The 13972-nt window shown below is 70.4% G+C and carries 15 protein-coding genes; 8 read left to right on the forward strand and 7 right to left on the reverse strand.

The genetic code is table 11. The features are described from left to right. Positions 1–107: 107 nt before the first annotated feature. Positions 108–953 (forward strand): phosphatase PAP2 family protein, encoded by an 846-nt coding sequence (locus BIV24_RS09940; protein ID WP_071365860.1) that lies wholly within the window; start codon positions 108–110, stop codon positions 951–953. Then, the gene (locus BIV24_RS09945) at positions 950–1942 is read left to right on the forward strand and encodes a DMT family transporter (protein WP_071365861.1); all 993 of its coding nucleotides are present in this window, start codon (positions 950–952) and stop codon (positions 1940–1942) included. The genes BIV24_RS09940 and BIV24_RS09945 overlap by 4 nt, the downstream gene beginning before the upstream one ends. Before the next feature lie 97 nt (positions 1943–2039). Here BIV24_RS09945 and BIV24_RS09950 read toward each other — a convergent pair whose 3' ends face one another. Genes BIV24_RS09950 through BIV24_RS09965 form a run of 4 tightly spaced genes read right to left on the reverse strand, consistent with a single transcriptional unit; the run spans position 2040 to position 6045 of the window. Then, the gene (locus BIV24_RS09950; protein ID WP_071365862.1) at positions 2040–2855 is read right to left on the reverse strand and encodes an ABC transporter permease; all 816 of its coding nucleotides are present in this window, start codon (positions 2853–2855) and stop codon (positions 2040–2042) included. Positions 2856–2870: 15 nt separating this feature from the next. Then, a complete protein-coding gene (locus tag BIV24_RS09955; RefSeq protein WP_071365863.1) occupies positions 2871–3761 on the reverse strand; it encodes an ABC transporter permease in 891 nt (296 codons plus the stop codon). Positions 3762–3771: 10 nt separating this feature from the next. Beyond that, positions 3772–4971, reverse strand: a complete 1200-nt coding sequence (locus tag BIV24_RS09960) for an ABC transporter substrate-binding protein (RefSeq protein ID WP_071365908.1) — start codon at positions 4969–4971, stop codon at positions 3772–3774. Positions 4972–5007: 36 nt separating this feature from the next. After that, positions 5008–6045 (reverse strand): ABC transporter ATP-binding protein, encoded by a 1038-nt coding sequence (locus BIV24_RS09965; protein ID WP_071365864.1) that lies wholly within the window; start codon positions 6043–6045, stop codon positions 5008–5010. A 124-nt stretch (positions 6046–6169) separates the two neighbouring features. On the opposite strand from BIV24_RS09965, the gene BIV24_RS09970 reads away from it, so the two are divergent. After that, a complete protein-coding gene (locus tag BIV24_RS09970; RefSeq protein WP_177198668.1) occupies positions 6170–6916 on the forward strand; it encodes a FadR/GntR family transcriptional regulator in 747 nt (248 codons plus the stop codon). A gap of 140 nt (positions 6917–7056) precedes the next feature. Here BIV24_RS09970 and BIV24_RS09975 read toward each other — a convergent pair whose 3' ends face one another. After that, on the reverse strand, positions 7057–7725 hold the full coding sequence (locus BIV24_RS09975; RefSeq protein ID WP_071365865.1) for an MmyB family transcriptional regulator: 669 nt from the start codon (positions 7723–7725) through the stop codon (positions 7057–7059). Between the two features lie 221 nt (positions 7726–7946). Between BIV24_RS09975 and BIV24_RS09980 the strand changes: the two genes are divergently transcribed. The 5 genes from BIV24_RS09980 to BIV24_RS10000 all read left to right on the forward strand — a co-directional run bounded on the left by BIV24_RS09980 (position 7947) and on the right by BIV24_RS10000 (position 12352). After that, the gene (locus BIV24_RS09980; protein ID WP_071365866.1) at positions 7947–8597 is read left to right on the forward strand and encodes a helix-turn-helix domain-containing protein; all 651 of its coding nucleotides are present in this window, start codon (positions 7947–7949) and stop codon (positions 8595–8597) included. Positions 8598–8610: 13 nt separating this feature from the next. Further along, positions 8611–9159 carry a toxin-antitoxin system, toxin component gene (locus BIV24_RS09985; protein WP_245766733.1) on the forward strand — a complete coding sequence of 183 codons (549 nt, stop codon included), beginning with the start codon at positions 8611–8613 and terminating at the stop codon, positions 9157–9159. A gap of 18 nt (positions 9160–9177) precedes the next feature. Then, positions 9178–10386, forward strand: coding sequence for an MAB_1171c family putative transporter (locus tag BIV24_RS09990; protein ID WP_071365868.1), 1209 nt, complete (start codon positions 9178–9180; stop codon positions 10384–10386). After that, on the forward strand, positions 10370–11818 hold the full coding sequence (locus BIV24_RS09995) for an NAD(P)/FAD-dependent oxidoreductase (RefSeq protein WP_071365869.1): 1449 nt from the start codon (positions 10370–10372) through the stop codon (positions 11816–11818). Before BIV24_RS09990 ends, BIV24_RS09995 begins: the two co-directional genes overlap by 17 nt. 312 nt (positions 11819–12130) lie before the next feature. Further along, positions 12131–12352, forward strand: a complete 222-nt coding sequence (locus BIV24_RS10000) for a hypothetical protein (protein WP_071365870.1) — start codon at positions 12131–12133, stop codon at positions 12350–12352. A 16-nt stretch (positions 12353–12368) separates the two neighbouring features. Here BIV24_RS10000 and BIV24_RS10005 read toward each other — a convergent pair whose 3' ends face one another. Together BIV24_RS10005 and BIV24_RS10010 are read right to left on the reverse strand one after the other, a co-directional pair. After that, positions 12369–13049, reverse strand: coding sequence for a 4'-phosphopantetheinyl transferase family protein (locus BIV24_RS10005; protein WP_071365871.1), 681 nt, complete (start codon positions 13047–13049; stop codon positions 12369–12371). Further along, a complete protein-coding gene (locus BIV24_RS10010; protein ID WP_071365872.1) occupies positions 12994–13902 on the reverse strand; it encodes a metallophosphoesterase family protein in 909 nt (302 codons plus the stop codon). The genes BIV24_RS10005 and BIV24_RS10010 overlap by 56 nt, the downstream gene beginning before the upstream one ends. Positions 13903–13972: the final 70 nt, after the last annotated feature.

Genomic DNA, 13972 nt, shown 5'->3' on the forward strand with positions numbered 1-13972 from the left:
CTACCGTTTCGATGAGCCTTGGACAGGACCCACTCCTCCACCGAGTGGACCCTGTCCTGGGCTCACCACGCACCACACACGCACATATACGGCAAAGGGGTCGGCTGTTGGATTCCCGCACCGAGCCTGAGCGAGGAGACGCGGCCGCGATACGCCGGCCGCCTCTCCTCCGCGAGCTCCTGCTGGTCACAGGGCTCTTCCTCGTCTACAAGTTCGGACGGCAGCTGGCGAACGGCCACACCGCCGAGGCCTACCGCAACGCGCACCATGTCTGGATGTGGGAGCGCTCCCTCCCTCTTCCGGGCGAGGAAGCGGTGCAGTCCGCCCTGCTGCACGGCGACGTCCTCGTACGCGCCGCGAACGTCTACTACGTGGCCGTCCACTTCACGGCCACCGCGGCCTTCCTGGTCTGGCTGTACGTGAAGCGGCCGGGCCACTATCTGTGGGCCCGCCGGGTCCTCGCCCTGGTCACCGGCGCCGCGCTGCTGCTGCACCTCGCGTTCCCGCTCGCCCCGCCGCGGATGCTCGACGTGGCGCACCTGGTGGACACCGGGCACGTGTACGGGCCGACGTGGTACGGGGCCGATCCCGAGACCGACTCGATGGCGAACCAGTTCGCCGCCATGCCCTCGTTGCACTTCGGCTGGGCGCTCATGGTCGCGATCGGTCTGATCGCGGCGACCCGGTCCCGCTGGCGCCTCCTGTGGCTGCTGCATCCGCTGCTGACCCTGGTGGTGATCGTCGGCACGGCGAACCACTACTGGTTGGACGCGATCGTGGCGGCCGTCCTCCTCGGCATCGCGCTGGCGGTGGTCCGCGTACCGTCGTCGGCACCGAGCCGGGCGCCCTTCGGGACGCCGCGTGCCATGCCGTCACCACCGGCCGGCCCGGGCGCACCGGCGGGCGGGGTCGCGTCGGCCGCTGACTCCGGCCTGGCGGAAGCCCTCCGATGAGCGCCACGATCCTCGCCGTCGCCCTCTCCTTGGTCTCCGCCGTCGCGTACGCGGCCGCCGCCGTCGCCCAGGAGCGGCTCGCCGCCCGGTCGTCCGGCGCCGCTGTGCTGCGGCTGCTGAGGCACGGCGCCTGGTGGTGGGCGGTCGTTCTGAACGCCTCCGCCGCGCTGCTGCACGTCGCCGCCCTCGAGTTCGGTCCGCTGACGCTGATCCAGCCGCTCGGCGCGCTCACCCTCGTGGCGGCGGTGCCGCTGGGGGCCAGAGCGGCCGAACGCCGGGTCAGCACGGTGGAGTGGCGGGGCACGATGCTCACGCTGACCGGTCTGGCCGTGCTGCTGGTGACGGCGTCCGGGCCCGAGCCCGATGACGTACTGAGCCTTCCGGAGGCGCTGGCGGTGGCCGGTACGACCGCCGTCCTGATCGGTGCGCTGTCCCTCCCCGGGCGCGCCCTCCCCGGGCTGCGCCACGCGACCGCCTCCGGTGTCGCCTCCGGTGTCGCCTCGGCGCTCACGCAGACGGTGACGGTGGCGGCCACGGACCGCTCACGTTCGGTGCTCAGCGCGCAGGTCGTCGTGGTGGCGCTGCTGGTGGCGGTGTTCGCGACGGGCGGCCTGCTGCTGTCGCAGACGGCGTACCGGGGCGGCCTCGGCGCGCCCCTCGCGATGGTGACGCTCGCCAATCCGTTCGCGGCAGCGGTGATCGGGCTCTCCCTGCTGGGCGAACACCTCCGGGGCGGCGCGCTGGGCCTGGTTCTCGCCATGGCCGGAGCCGGCCTGGCGTCGTGGGGCGTGATCACCCTGTCGCGGCCGGCACGAGACCCGGCCAGGGCGGTCGCGGGCGGCACCGACCGGCCGGGGCCGGCCGAGGACGGTACCCACCCGGTCGCGGCGGTGCTCGGCCTGGCGCCCCACACCGCCCCTCACGAGCCGTCGCCGCTGCCCCGGCAACCGACGCCTCCATCATCGTCGGGGCACGTCACCGTGCTTTGAGCGGTGCCCCGAACCCGGCTGGGAACGAAAGGGGGCCGGCGCGTGCGAGCACGCACCGGCCCCCTTTCGTTCTCCCGGATCCCACTCAGGTCAGGTGCTAGATCCTGCTCTCCGTCGCCGTGTCCGCGGACAGCCGCTGGGCGATGTAGATCGGGACCACCGATGCGAGGACGAGCACCGCGGCCACCACGTTCACGACCGGGGCCTGCTGCGGGCGGGTCATGTTGTTGAAGATCCAGATCGGCAGGGTCTCGACGCCTGGACCGGCGGTGAAGGTGGTCACCACGACCTCGTCGAAGGAGAGCGCGAACGCGAGCAGGGCGCCCGCGAGCAGCGCCGAGCGCACCAGCGGGAACGTGACGTCCACGAAGGCCCGGAAGGTGTGGGCCCCCAGGTCCATCGCCGCCTCCTCGTACGAGCCGGAGGTGCGGCGCAGCCGTGCGACCACGTTGTTGAAGACGACGACGATGCAGAAGGTGGCGTGTCCGACGATCACGGTGAACAGGCCGAGGCCGACGCCGAGCGGCTTGAGGACCGTGCCGAACGCCGAGTTGAGCGCGATGCCGGTGACGATTCCCGGCAACGCGATCGGCAGGACCACCACGAAGGAGACAGCGTTGCGGCCGAAGAAGCGGTGCCGGGCCACCGCGAACGCGATCAGCGTGCCGAGTACCAGCGCGATCGCCGTGGCGCCCAGGCCCGCCTTCACCGAGACCCATACGGCGTTGCGGGCCCCGGCGTTCTCCCAGGCCGTCGACCACCAGTGGAAGGTCCACCCGGGCGGCGGCCAGCTCGCGCTGCGGTCGGGGTTGAAGGAGTTGACCAGGACGAGCGCGAGCGGGACATAGATGATCGCGAAGCCGATCCCGGCGGCGATGCGCAGCGCGATGCGCGCGGAGCGGGACAGTTGCATGACGAGGGACCTCTTCTAGAGGCTGCTGAGCGCGCCCGTGCGGCGCATCGCCAGCAGATACAGCACGATGACCACCACCGGAACCGTCCCCAGCGCGGCGGCCATGGGCAGGTTGAGTTCGATGTTGGAGTAGACGAGGTTGCCGATCAGCTGGGTCTTGCCACCGACGATCTGCACGGTGATGTAGTCGCCGAGGCTGAGCGAGAAGGTGAAGACCGAGCCGGCGGCGACGGACGGCAGCACCATCGGCAGCACAACCGAGCGGAAGGTGCGGCCGGGTCGCGCCCCCAGGTCGGCGGACGCGTCCAGGAGATTGGCGGGCAGCTGCTCCAGCGCCGTGTGGATCGGCAGGATCATGTACGGCAGCCAGAGGTAGGTGAGCGTGATGACCGCCGCCGGGAGCCCGAAGCCCGGGCCGCTCAGCCCGAACGGCTTCAGCATCCAGTCGGCGAGCCCGCCCTGGGACAGGATCAGCCGCCATGCGTAGACCTTGACGAGGTAGCTCGCCCACAGCGGGGTGAGGATCGCGACCACCAGCAGCGGACGCCACCGGGGCCGGGCGACGCGCGCGGTGCAGAAGGCCAGCGGGAAGGCGATCACCGCGCACAGGACGGTGACCGCGAGGGCCACGCCGATGCTGCGCAGGATCACCTGGCGGAAGACGGGTGTCGTCAGCAGCGCGTGGAAGTTGTCCGTCGACCAGACCTTCACCACCTCGGAGGTGAAGGAGTTCGTCGTCCAGAACGCCGAGACGAACAGCACGGCCAGCGAGCCGAGGTAGAGCACGGCCAGCCACAGCAGGGGTGCGGTCAGCAGGAGGGACAGCCGCAGCCGCCGACGGCGGTGCAGCAGCCCGGCGAGCCGCCGGACGGGGGTCCGTCCGGCGGCAGGCTGGGTGGCGGTCATCGTCGTGTCCTCAGCCCTTGATCTCGGTCCAGGCCTGGACCCACTTGGCGTACGGCACGCACTTGACGTCGGTGCGGCCGTCGATGCACTGCTCGATGGGCGTGTTCCAGAAGGCGATGTTCTTCCAGTAGGCCGTGTCACCGGCGTGGAAGGTGGTGCAGAAGTTCTTGTCGCTGGTCTCGGCACACGCCTTGGAGTTGGCCGGCGCCTCACCGAAGTACTCGCCGATCTGGGCGTTCACCTTCGGCGAGATGACCCAGTCCAGCCACTTGTAGGCGCAGTTGGGGTGCTTGGACTTCGCGGACACCATCCAGGTGTCGGACCAGCCGGTCGAACCCTCCTTGGGCACGAAGGCCTTGACCTTGGCCCCCTCGCTCTCGGCCAGGTTGGCGATGACCTGCCAGGTGGTGCCGACCACGGAGTCACCGCTCTTGAAGGCGGAGACCTCCTTGAGGTAGTCACCCCAGTACTCGCCGACGTTCGGGTTCTGCTTCTTCACCAGGGCGACCGCCGCGTCGAACTGCTTCTGGTCGAGCGCGTAGGGGTCCTTGATCTTCAGCTCGGGCTTGGTGGCCTTCAGGTAGAGCGCCGCGTCGGCGATGTAGATCGGGGAGTCGTACGCGGTGACGTGGCCCTTGTACTTGGCCGCGTCGTCGAAGACGGCGGACCAGGACGTCGGGGCGGGCTTGACCTTCTGGGTGTTGTACATCAGCAGGTTGGCGCCGCGGCCGTGCGGGATGCCGTACGCCTTGCCCTTGACGGAGTTCCAGGCCTGGAGCTTCAGGTCACCGAAGACGTCCTTGTAATTGGGCACGAGGTCGGTGTTGACCGGAGCCGCGTCACCCGAGGCGATCAGGCGCAGTGAGGCGTCGCCGGAGGCGGAGACGGCGTCGTACTCGCCGGTCTTCATCAGCTTGACCATCTCGTCCGAGCTGGCGGCGACCTTGGAGCGGACCTGGCAGCCCGTCTGCTTCTCGAAGTCGCTGACCCAGTCGACCTTGGGGTCGTTGGAGCCGTCCTCGACATAGCCGGCCCAGGCGATGAGGTTGACCTGCCCCTCGGTCTTGCCCAGCTTCGACTGCGCCTTCAGATCAGGCGGGTTGAGGCCCGTGGACGCGGACGGGCCGCCCGAGTCGGACGAGCCGCAGGCGGTGGCCGCGAGCAGCACCGCGACGGCGGCGGCGGCCTGGAGGGTACGAGTGAGACGCACGAGGTACTCCATAGGTGACAGGGACTGGCGTGAGGGTCAGCGGGCGTCAGGGACCTGGACGGTGTGGCGGCGGTTCCACTGGAGACGCACCCGGGTGCCGCGGTAGGCGGCGACGTCCTCGGAGGAGGTCTCCAGGTTCTGCTGGAGCGCGGTGAGCCGGCCACCTCCGTCGAGGTCCACGAGGAAACGGGTGGCGTCTCCCAGGTAGACCACTTCGGCAACGGTGCCGGTCACCGTGGAGTGCTCCGGCTCGTCCGCGAGGGCGGACTCCTTGAGGACCCGGATCTTCTCGGGCCTGATGCTGAACGTGCCCGGGCCGCCGACGACCCGCTGCGCGGTGTCGCCATCGAGCAGGTTCGAGGTGCCGACGAAGGAGGCGACGAACGCGGTGGCGGGGCGCTCGTAGATCTCGGCGGGGCTGCCGACCTGTTCGATGCGGCCCTGGTTGAAGACGGCGATGCGGTCGCTCATCGTCAGGGCCTCCTCCTGGTCGTGGGTGACGAACACGAAGGTGATGCCCACCTCACGCTGCAGCGCCTTGAGTTCGATCTGCATCTGCTCGCGCAGCTTGAGGTCGAGGGCGCCGAGCGGCTCGTCGAGCAGCAGCAGACGGGGGCGGCCGACGAGAGCGCGGGCCAGTGCCACGCGCTGCCGCTGGCCGCCGGAGAGCTGGCTCGGGCGCCGCTTGCCGAAGCCTTCGAGACGTACGTCGGCGAGCGCCTTGCGGGCCTGCTGGAGCCGCTCGGCCTTGGGCACCTTGCGGATCTTGAGGCCGTAGGCGACGTTCTGCTCGACGGTCATGTGCGGGAAGAGGGCGTAGTCCTGGAAGACGGTGTGCACGTCCCGCTCGAAGGGCGCGAGGCCCGTGACCTCCTGGCCTGCCAGCTCGATGGTTCCGGAGCTGGGGCTCTCGAAGCCCGCGATCATGCGCAGGACGGTCGTCTTGCCGGAGCCGGACGGGCCGAGCATCGAGAAGAACTCCCCGTCGCCTATCTCCAGGTCGACCCCGGCCACTGCGGTGGTTCCACCGAACTCCTTCCGCAGACCCTGCAGCCGGATCGCGCTTCCCTCCATGGGCGGGAACCTTTCTGGTGCACTCTTACGTTCGAACGAAAAGATATGAAGTCATAGTTCAAACCTCAAGCCAAGATGGGCAGTTGAAGACCCTCTGAAGGTAAAGGTTGACCCAAAGAACAAGGTGGTGGCCGTGAAGCACACCAGGGGCGGCGGGGCCCGTCAGGCCGTGTTCACTCCGCTGGACACCCGGGCGCGCGTGGAGACGGTGGTCCGCCGGCTCGGCGACGCCATCGAACTCGGGCTGCTCGCCGACGGGGAGCAACTGCCCCGCGAGAGCAAGCTGGCGGAGCAGCTCGGTGTGTCCACCGTGACCCTGCGGGAGGCACTGGTGACGCTGCGGCTGCAGGGGCTGGTCACGACCCGGCGGGGGCGCGGCGGCGGCAGCTTCGTCTCACTGCCCGCCGACCCCGCGGAGGAGCGGATCAGGGCGCGGCTGGCCGGCTGGAGCACGGAGGAACTGCGCGACCTGGGCGACCACTGGGCCGCCGTGTCCGGTGTCGCCGCCCAGCTCGCGGCCCAGCGCACCGAGCCGGACGACCTCCAGCAACTGCGGCGCACCCTGGTCGAGTTCGCAACAGCCGAGGAAGCGGCGAAGCGCAGCCGAGTGTACGGCCGGTTCCATGTGGAGCTGGCCGCCGCCGCGCAGTCCGCCCGGCTCACCCGGGAACAGGTGGCGTTGCAGACGGAGGTCGGGGCACTGCTGTGTCTCGTCCTCGGTGACGACGCCTACCGCAAAGAGGTGGCGGACCGTCATCACTCCGTTGCTGCCGCGGTGCAGGACGGGGCCCACGACGCGGCCAGGGGGCTGGCCGAGCGGTGCGTCGAGGAGTCGACGGCGCGCCTCATCGCGCTGCGCCTGGCCCTTTGAACGCGTCGGCATCCCCTCCACGCGCGTGGGAGGCCCGCCGGGGCACTGGCCATGCCAGGGCGGATCTCGGCGCAGGACGAACCCCGGTGCCGTCGGCGACCTGAACGCCTGCGGAGTGGGGGGGCTCCGCAGGAGGGGGCTCACTCCTGGGGCACGGGCACCACGCTGAGGTGGCTCACGGTGCGCCGGGCGCGGCGCGTCCCGCGGTGGGCGGGCGCAGGGCGGCGCGCCTCCCTCAGGACCAGCGTCAGCCGTGAATAGCCCATGTCTTGGAGGGTCTTGGGGGTGTCCCGCACCACTCGGCAGTCGCCGCCCCAGCGCGGGTCGGGGTGCAGCAGCGGACGCACCGCCCCGTCGTGCTCCACGCCGCGCGGGCCGACGGCGCGAATCCAGTGCGGCAGGCCGTGCTGGTAGGCGGCCTCCATGATCGGGTCCTGGGCGATGTCCCGGCGGATGGACTGCAGCCCGTGATCGTGCCCGTGCCGTTCCACCGCCGCGGCGAAGTGCGCCAGCATCGGCAGGCACCAGTGCGACTCATGCTCGCCGAGGACCGTGCCCGCGTCCGGATGGAACAGGACGAACCGCAGGAAGTTGTCGCCCGGCATCGCCGTCGGATGTGCTGCGACCCCGCCGAAAAGGATGTCGAACGCGGTGTTGGTGAGGACGACGTCCCAGCGGTGGTCGAAGACGACCGACGGGAAGGGAACGGCTTCGAGGAGCGTGGCGTAGTCCCGCAGATACGCCTGTGCTTCCGGACTCTCGGGGACGGGTCGCGGCTGCGTTCGCTGCCCTCCTGCCTGAAACGTCATCGGGAGGTCACCCCTCTTGCCTTTACGGCCTTCACGCGGCGCCCTGATCCTGCTGTTCCGGGTCGAGTCGTGTCAACTATCGTGGCATTCGGCGTCCGTTGACGGCTGAATCTCGCCACAGTTGTGGCGAGACCTGGATGTAAGTTCGAGGGAACGGCTAATCTCCGCATGGTTCCGGATGACCATGAGAACAGCGTGAGAGAGACGTAGGAGACCTGTCGGTGACAGATGGCTTCGAGGTTCCGTGCGCCACGGCGCCGGGTCTGCTGTCGGCCGTCGCGGCGCGTGTCACCGTCCTCGCCGACCGGCTGGGTGTGCCGCAAGCGGTGATCTTCGACGTCCCGCGTCTGTCGGTCGAGTCCGGCGTCCCGGAACCGGTGGTGACGGCCCTGCTGAGCGGGGTGCCCGCCGGGGAGCCGGATCTTCAGGAGCGCTTCCTTCAGCGGCTCGATCTGTTGCGCCGCACCCGGCTCAAGCCCAACGGACGCAAGTACACCCAACAGGAGATCGCCGACGGCGCGGGCATGTCCCGCCAGCAGGCGGGTGCCCTCATCAACGGCGACCGGCGCCCCACCATGGAGCACTGCGACGCCATTCAGCGCTTCTTCAAAGTGCATGCCGGGTTCCTCACGGCCAAGGACCCCGAGGCGCTCACGAACGCCCTCCAGCGGTGCGAGCAGGAGCTTCTCCAGCAGCTCGCCGAGCGTGAGGCGGCCGGCACCGCCGACGACCCGCTGGAGCGGCTGCTGCAGGACCACGGCGTCCGCGGCATCGCCTGGCGGGCGGCCCAGCTGCCCACCGACCAGCATCGCGACAAGGTCGCAGAGTGGCTGGACATGCTTCTGGAGAGCGTCAAGCGGCCCGAGTCCTGACCGAGGGAGAACCATGGGCATCGGAAGGGAAATGCGCCGCCTGTGCGGCGAGTTGGTCTCGGAGCTCTCGCTCCCGGCGCCGGCGGATCCGACCGATCTGTACGCCGCGCTGTGCGACGGCATGAGCAGGCGTCGAGGCCGTCCCGTCAGGTTCCGCACGGCCGCCTTCCCGCCCGGCACGGCCAGCGGTCTCTGGCTCGACATGGCCGACCAGGATCTCGTCGTCATCGAGGAACGCACCGTACCCGACCACCAGTTGGTGATCCTCGGCCATGAACTGTGGCACATGAACGCCGGGCACCACGGCCACCACGCGGAAGGAGCCGCGGTCGCGGCGCGGTCACTGAGCGACACCGCCGATCTCCAGGCGACCGTGCGCGCGGTCGCCGCCCGTACGCACTTCGACCTCTCCAACGAGAAGGAGGCCGAGAGCTTCGGACTGCTGCTGGCCAGCAAGTGCCGTACGTGGCTGGCCGGTTCGTCGCTGCGCAAGCCCGTGAAACGGGACGGGCTTGCGGGGCGGATCGAAGCGTCCCTGGGGTATCGCGGGCCCCGGGGCTGAGGGACGAGCACGGACACCATGGACGGCTCCAGCTACTACATACCCGCCGCCGCCATGGGGGTGGCGCTCACCGTCAAGGCACCCGCGCTGCTCCGCGCCTGGCGCGACCCACTGCTGCGGTCGGTGTCCGCGCTGCTCGCGCTGGCCGGGCTGGTGTTCCTCTTCGCGGCGCCGCCGACGATCGCGAAGGTCAATGACATCACCGGCATCGCCAATGTCTCGGCGCCCTTGGTGTATTGCCTGCTCAGCGCGTTCAGTGCGGCCTCTCTGGTGCTCGTCGTCAACTGGCGCGGCGGCCCGCCCGAGGTGACCGGCCGCCTCAGCCGGCGCATCGTCATCGGGTACGGCCTGGTGATCGTCGCCGTGATCACGCTGTTCGCGCTGGGGGACGCGCCTCAGGAGCGGCTGGTCGACTTCGACACGCACTACGCCCGCACGCCCTACCTGCGCGAGATGATCGTGCTGTACCTGCTCGCTCTCACCGTCGCGGGTGTCGCGATGAACTTCATGTGCGCGCGCTGGGCCCTCCAGGTGCACGGCTGGCTGCGCGCCGGACTGCTGATCATCGTGGTCGGTTATCTGTTCAACCTGGCCTATCTGACGACCAAGTTCGGCGCCGTCATCGCCCGCTGGAACGGACACGACCTGGACTATCTCAGCAGCGACGCGGCACCCGTGCTGGCCTCCGCCGGGGCACAGATCAGTGCCGCCGGCTTCTGCCTCCCGCTGGCGTGCCAACGCGTCGGGGACAACTGGACCACCTGGTCGACCTTCCGCCTCCTCGGGCCGCTGTGGCGCGAGCTGCGGCCGGTGTCCGCCCACGCGGATCACGGAGTGCGGATCTCCTGGTGGTCGCCGGCCGAACTGCAGGTGACACAGCGGGAGTCCGACATCCACGACGGCATGCTCAGCCTGTACCCCTACTTCGACCCGGAAGTGCGCTCCCGCGCCTACGACGCCGCCGTGGCGACGGGCGCCGACCCCGCCCAGGCGCAGGCGGAGGCCGACGCGGCGATGGTGGCGGTGGCGGTACGGGCGAGGGCCGCCGACCCGGAGGGCAGGGTGATCAGATCGGCAGGTGCGGACACCGCACCTGCCGCTTCCTCCGAGGGACCACGCGACCTCGTGCGGATGTCGATCGCCCTGCGTCATTCACCCGTCGTCGCGGCCGCCCGTGGGCCGGCCGGGACCTGGCCAGGAAGCGACTTTCATGAGCGAACCCGGTAGCACGTCCTCAGATGTGGCAATCCGTCGGGCCGTCGTCATCGGCGGCGGCATGGCCGGCATGCTGGCTGCCGCGGCGCTGAGCGCGTACGCCGACGTCACCGTCGTCGAGCGGGACACCCTGCCGGACGGCCCCGAGGCGCGCAGAGGACTCCCACAGGCCCGGCACGTGCACGTGATCTGGTCCGGAGGCGCCCGCGCCATGGAGGAACTGGTGCCGGGGGTGACCGACGCATGGCTTGCCGCGGGCGCCCGGCGGATCCCGCTGCCGACAAGTCTTGTCTCGATGCAGCCGCGGGGCTGGTTCCGGCGCTGGCCCGAAATGCAGTTCATGATCGCGTGCAGCCGTGATCTGCTCGACTGGGTGGTGCGCGAGCGCGTCACCGGGAGCGAGCGCCTCACCGTGCTGCAGCGCACAGAACTGGTGTCCTTGGAAGGCGACGCGTCGCGGGTGACAGGCGTGCGCGTACGGGCGGACGACGGACAGGAGCGGGTGCTGGCGGCCGATCTGGTCGTCGATGCCGCGGGGCGCGGTTCACGGGCCGCTGTCTGGCTGGAGGCGCTGGGCGTTCCCAGGCCCCCGCTGGAGGAAGTGGACTCCGGGCTCGCCTACTCCAGCCGGATCTTCCGAGCTCCGCCTGGCACAGAGGGTTTCCCGCTGGTCAATGTGCAGTCGGACGCCACGGTGCCGGTGCCCGGGCGGACCACGACCATCGAGCCGATCGAGGGCGGAAGATGGCTGGTGACGCTCTCGGGTACCCGGGGCGGTGAACCGCCCGCCTCCGCGGAGGAGTTCGAGGAGTTCGCACGCAAGAGCGTCCGCCATCCGGTCGTCGGCGAGCTGATCGCCCACGCGGAGCCGCTGTCGGACCCGGTCGTCACGCGCAGCACGGTCAACCGCCGACGGTTCTTCGAGAAGGTCAAGGGCTGGCCCGAGGGGTTCGTGGCGATCGGTGACTCGGTGGCCACGTACAACCCGGTCTACGGGCACGGGCTGTCCGTCGCCGCGCAGGGCGCGCTGGCGCTGGGCGAGTTGGTGGCCGAGCACGGGCTGACGGCGCCGGGGCTGGCCCGTCGGGTGCAGCGGGCCGTGGCCCGCCCGGTCGCGGTGGCCTGGGAGTTCGCGACCAGTACGGACATCCACTATCCCGGCGCCATCGGCAAGGCCCCGAGCCTCGCGAACCGTCTTCTCGGCGCCTACGTCAACCGCCTGATGCTGGCCGCGACCGGCCGCCCGCTCGTCGCCAAGGCGTTCTTCGACGTGATCACCCTGTCGAAGCCGCTGAGCGAACTGGTGAGACCGGCGGTCGTTCTGGCAGTCCTACGGGGCCCTCGGCGCGCACCTCTGAGTGAACCCCCGCTGACACAGGCCGAATGGGATGCGGCCGCCGGAGGGGTCGGGGACACGGGGCTGATCCCGTCGGTAGGCCCGTGAGGCGGGGGGTCGTCCCGGAGCGCCGGGCCGGGGGGCTTCCACAGCCTGCTCCCTCTTCCCCCGGCCGCCGACGGGGCGACGCACCCCCAAGCGCTGCCCTTCAGCCTGGGCCCCTGTCCGACAAGGGGTTTCAGGGGGTTCGGCTGCGCTGAGCGGGCGAACCCGGCGGCGAGGAAACGGAATTGTCAGTGGGGCGCGGCAAGCTGGAGGGATGCCACCCGTGCGCGCGGCGATGTCCGCGTACGGGGGCGCGCAGTGCACGTACCGTCGCGCGGCACTCCGTCGCGCGGCCGATCCGGGGAGAGCCGACCGATGCCGACCGCCGTACTCACCGACCACCAACGCGCCGCCGTACAGGCCTATCTGCGTCTCCTCCACACGGTGCGAGCGTCCTTCGACGGCCTACCGGACCCGCACCGGCCGCCCGTGGTCCCGACCGCCGCCCTGGCCGAGGCGGACCAGGCTCTTGCGGAGGCGGGACTCACGGGCACCGAGGAGGAGTTCTTCGAGTTGCTCGCCAAGTGGTGTGCCTGAGGTCGTCGGGCGCCCATCAGGAGTGGGGCACGACGACCGCGGTCGCGGCCAGCCCCTGCCGTACGGTCCAGCGGCCGTCGAAGGCCTCGATGCGGCGGCCGTCGACCATCGGGCCCGGGACGAGAAGCCGCGCCCGGAAGGCGCCCGGCATGTCCGCGGCGGCGCCCGGGGTGATCTCGATGTCCGCTTCCAGGAAGTCGAGCCACTTCCCGGTCAGGGGGAACCACGCCTTGTAGACGGACTCCTTGGCGCTGAACAGCACCCGGTCCCAGTGGATGGACGGATGGCTGCGGGCGAGACCGCGCAGCCGGGTCTGTTCGGCGGGCAGGGCCACCGCTTCCAGGACCCCGTCCGGCAGTTGGTCGTGGGGCTCCGCGTCGATGCCGAGCGAGGCCAGGTCGCCGGCGCGGACCAGTGCGGCGGCGCAGTAGCCCTCGCAGTGCGTCATGCTGCCGACCAGCCCATCCGGCCAGAGAGGTGCACCGCGCTCTCCGGGCAGGATGGGCTGGGGCGGCACGCCGAGCTTCTCCATGGCATGCCGCGCGCACGCCCGAACCGCGGTGAATTCCCGGCGACGCTTCGCGACGGCCCGGACTATGACCGCCTCTTCCTCGGGGTAGAGGGGGCCGTCGCCGAGCGCGTCATCGCCGAGCGCCTCCACGACCACGACCGACCTCGGGAGCAGCTCCTCGATCATCTGCTTGGACCTCCAACGGCAGAATGAGGCGTAGCCTTCCGGGCGGTCCCGGGCGCGGGCGCCACTCACGGGGATAGCCCACCGACACCTCTTCGAAGCGGACGCCCTCGTGCTGGGTGGTCCGCGGAATGTGCAGATGGCCGTAGACCATGCAGGCGACCCGGAAGCGGCGGTGCCAGTCGGCGGTCAGCCGGGTGCCGCACCACATGGCGAACTCGGGGTAGCGGAGGATGCTCGTGGGGTGCCGGTCCAGCGGGTAGTGGTTCACCAGCACCGTGGCGAGATCGGCGGGGATCTCCTCCAGCCTGCGCTCGGTCTCGGCGACCCGGGCCCGGCACCACGCCTCGCGGCTCGGGTAGGGGTCGGGGTGCAGCAGGTACTCGTCGGTGCACACGATGCCGGTGCCGTGCGCGTACTCCAGCCCCTGTTCCTTGGTCGTGCAGCCCTGCGGCAGGAACGAATAGTCGTAGAGCAGGAAGAGCGGTGCGACGACCACCGGGCCGCCCGGCCCCTCCCAGACCGGGTAGGGGTCCTCGGGTGTGATCACGCCGAGCTCACGGCACAGGGCGACCAGGTGCTCGTACCGCTCGACGCCGCGCAGCGTGACGGTGTCCTTCTGAGGGGTCCACAGCTCGTGGTTGCCGGGTGCCCAGATCACCTTGCGGAAGCGGCCGGCGAGCACTTCCAGGGTTCTGCGGATGTCGGCGACGGTCTCCGCGACGTCACCGGCGACCAGCAGCCAGTCCTCCTCGGAGGTGGGCCGCATCCGCTCGACGAGCGCCCGGTTCTCGGGATAGCCGACGTGCAGGTCGCTGATGGCGAGCAGCTGTCCACGGCCGTCCGTCGACTCCACCGTCGCCCCTTTCGAGAACCGAATGGGAACACAAGAACACATCGGGCCCCGCCAGACAAGGACGACCCGC

The organism is Streptomyces colonosanans, assembly GCF_001866645.1.
GTDB classification, from domain to species: domain Bacteria; phylum Actinomycetota; class Actinomycetes; order Streptomycetales; family Streptomycetaceae; genus Streptomyces; species Streptomyces colonosanans.

Bases quoted from the DNA above. Each gene is read 5' to 3' on its own strand.
- BIV24_RS09950 (WP_071365862.1), bottom strand. From the start codon at position 2,855: ATGCAACTGTCCCGCTCCGCGCGCATCGCGCTGCGCATCGCCGCCGGG.
- BIV24_RS09975 (WP_071365865.1), bottom strand. From the start codon at position 7,725: ATGACGTTTCAGGCAGGAGGGCAGCGAACGCAGCCGCGACCCGTCCCC.
- BIV24_RS09995 (WP_071365869.1), top strand. From the start codon at position 10,370: ATGAGCGAACCCGGTAGCACGTCCTCAGATGTGGCAATCCGTCGGGCC.
- BIV24_RS09990 (WP_071365868.1), top strand. From the start codon at position 9,178: ATGGACGGCTCCAGCTACTACATACCCGCCGCCGCCATGGGGGTGGCG.
- BIV24_RS09945 (WP_071365861.1), top strand. From the start codon at position 950: ATGAGCGCCACGATCCTCGCCGTCGCCCTCTCCTTGGTCTCCGCCGTC.
- BIV24_RS10000 (WP_071365870.1), top strand. From the start codon at position 12,131: ATGCCGACCGCCGTACTCACCGACCACCAACGCGCCGCCGTACAGGCC.
- BIV24_RS09985 (WP_245766733.1), top strand. From the start codon at position 8,611: ATGGGCATCGGAAGGGAAATGCGCCGCCTGTGCGGCGAGTTGGTCTCG.
- BIV24_RS09955 (WP_071365863.1), bottom strand. From the start codon at position 3,761: ATGACCGCCACCCAGCCTGCCGCCGGACGGACCCCCGTCCGGCGGCTC.
- BIV24_RS09965 (WP_071365864.1), bottom strand. From the start codon at position 6,045: ATGGAGGGAAGCGCGATCCGGCTGCAGGGTCTGCGGAAGGAGTTCGGT.
- BIV24_RS10005 (WP_071365871.1), bottom strand. From the start codon at position 13,049: ATGATCGAGGAGCTGCTCCCGAGGTCGGTCGTGGTCGTGGAGGCGCTC.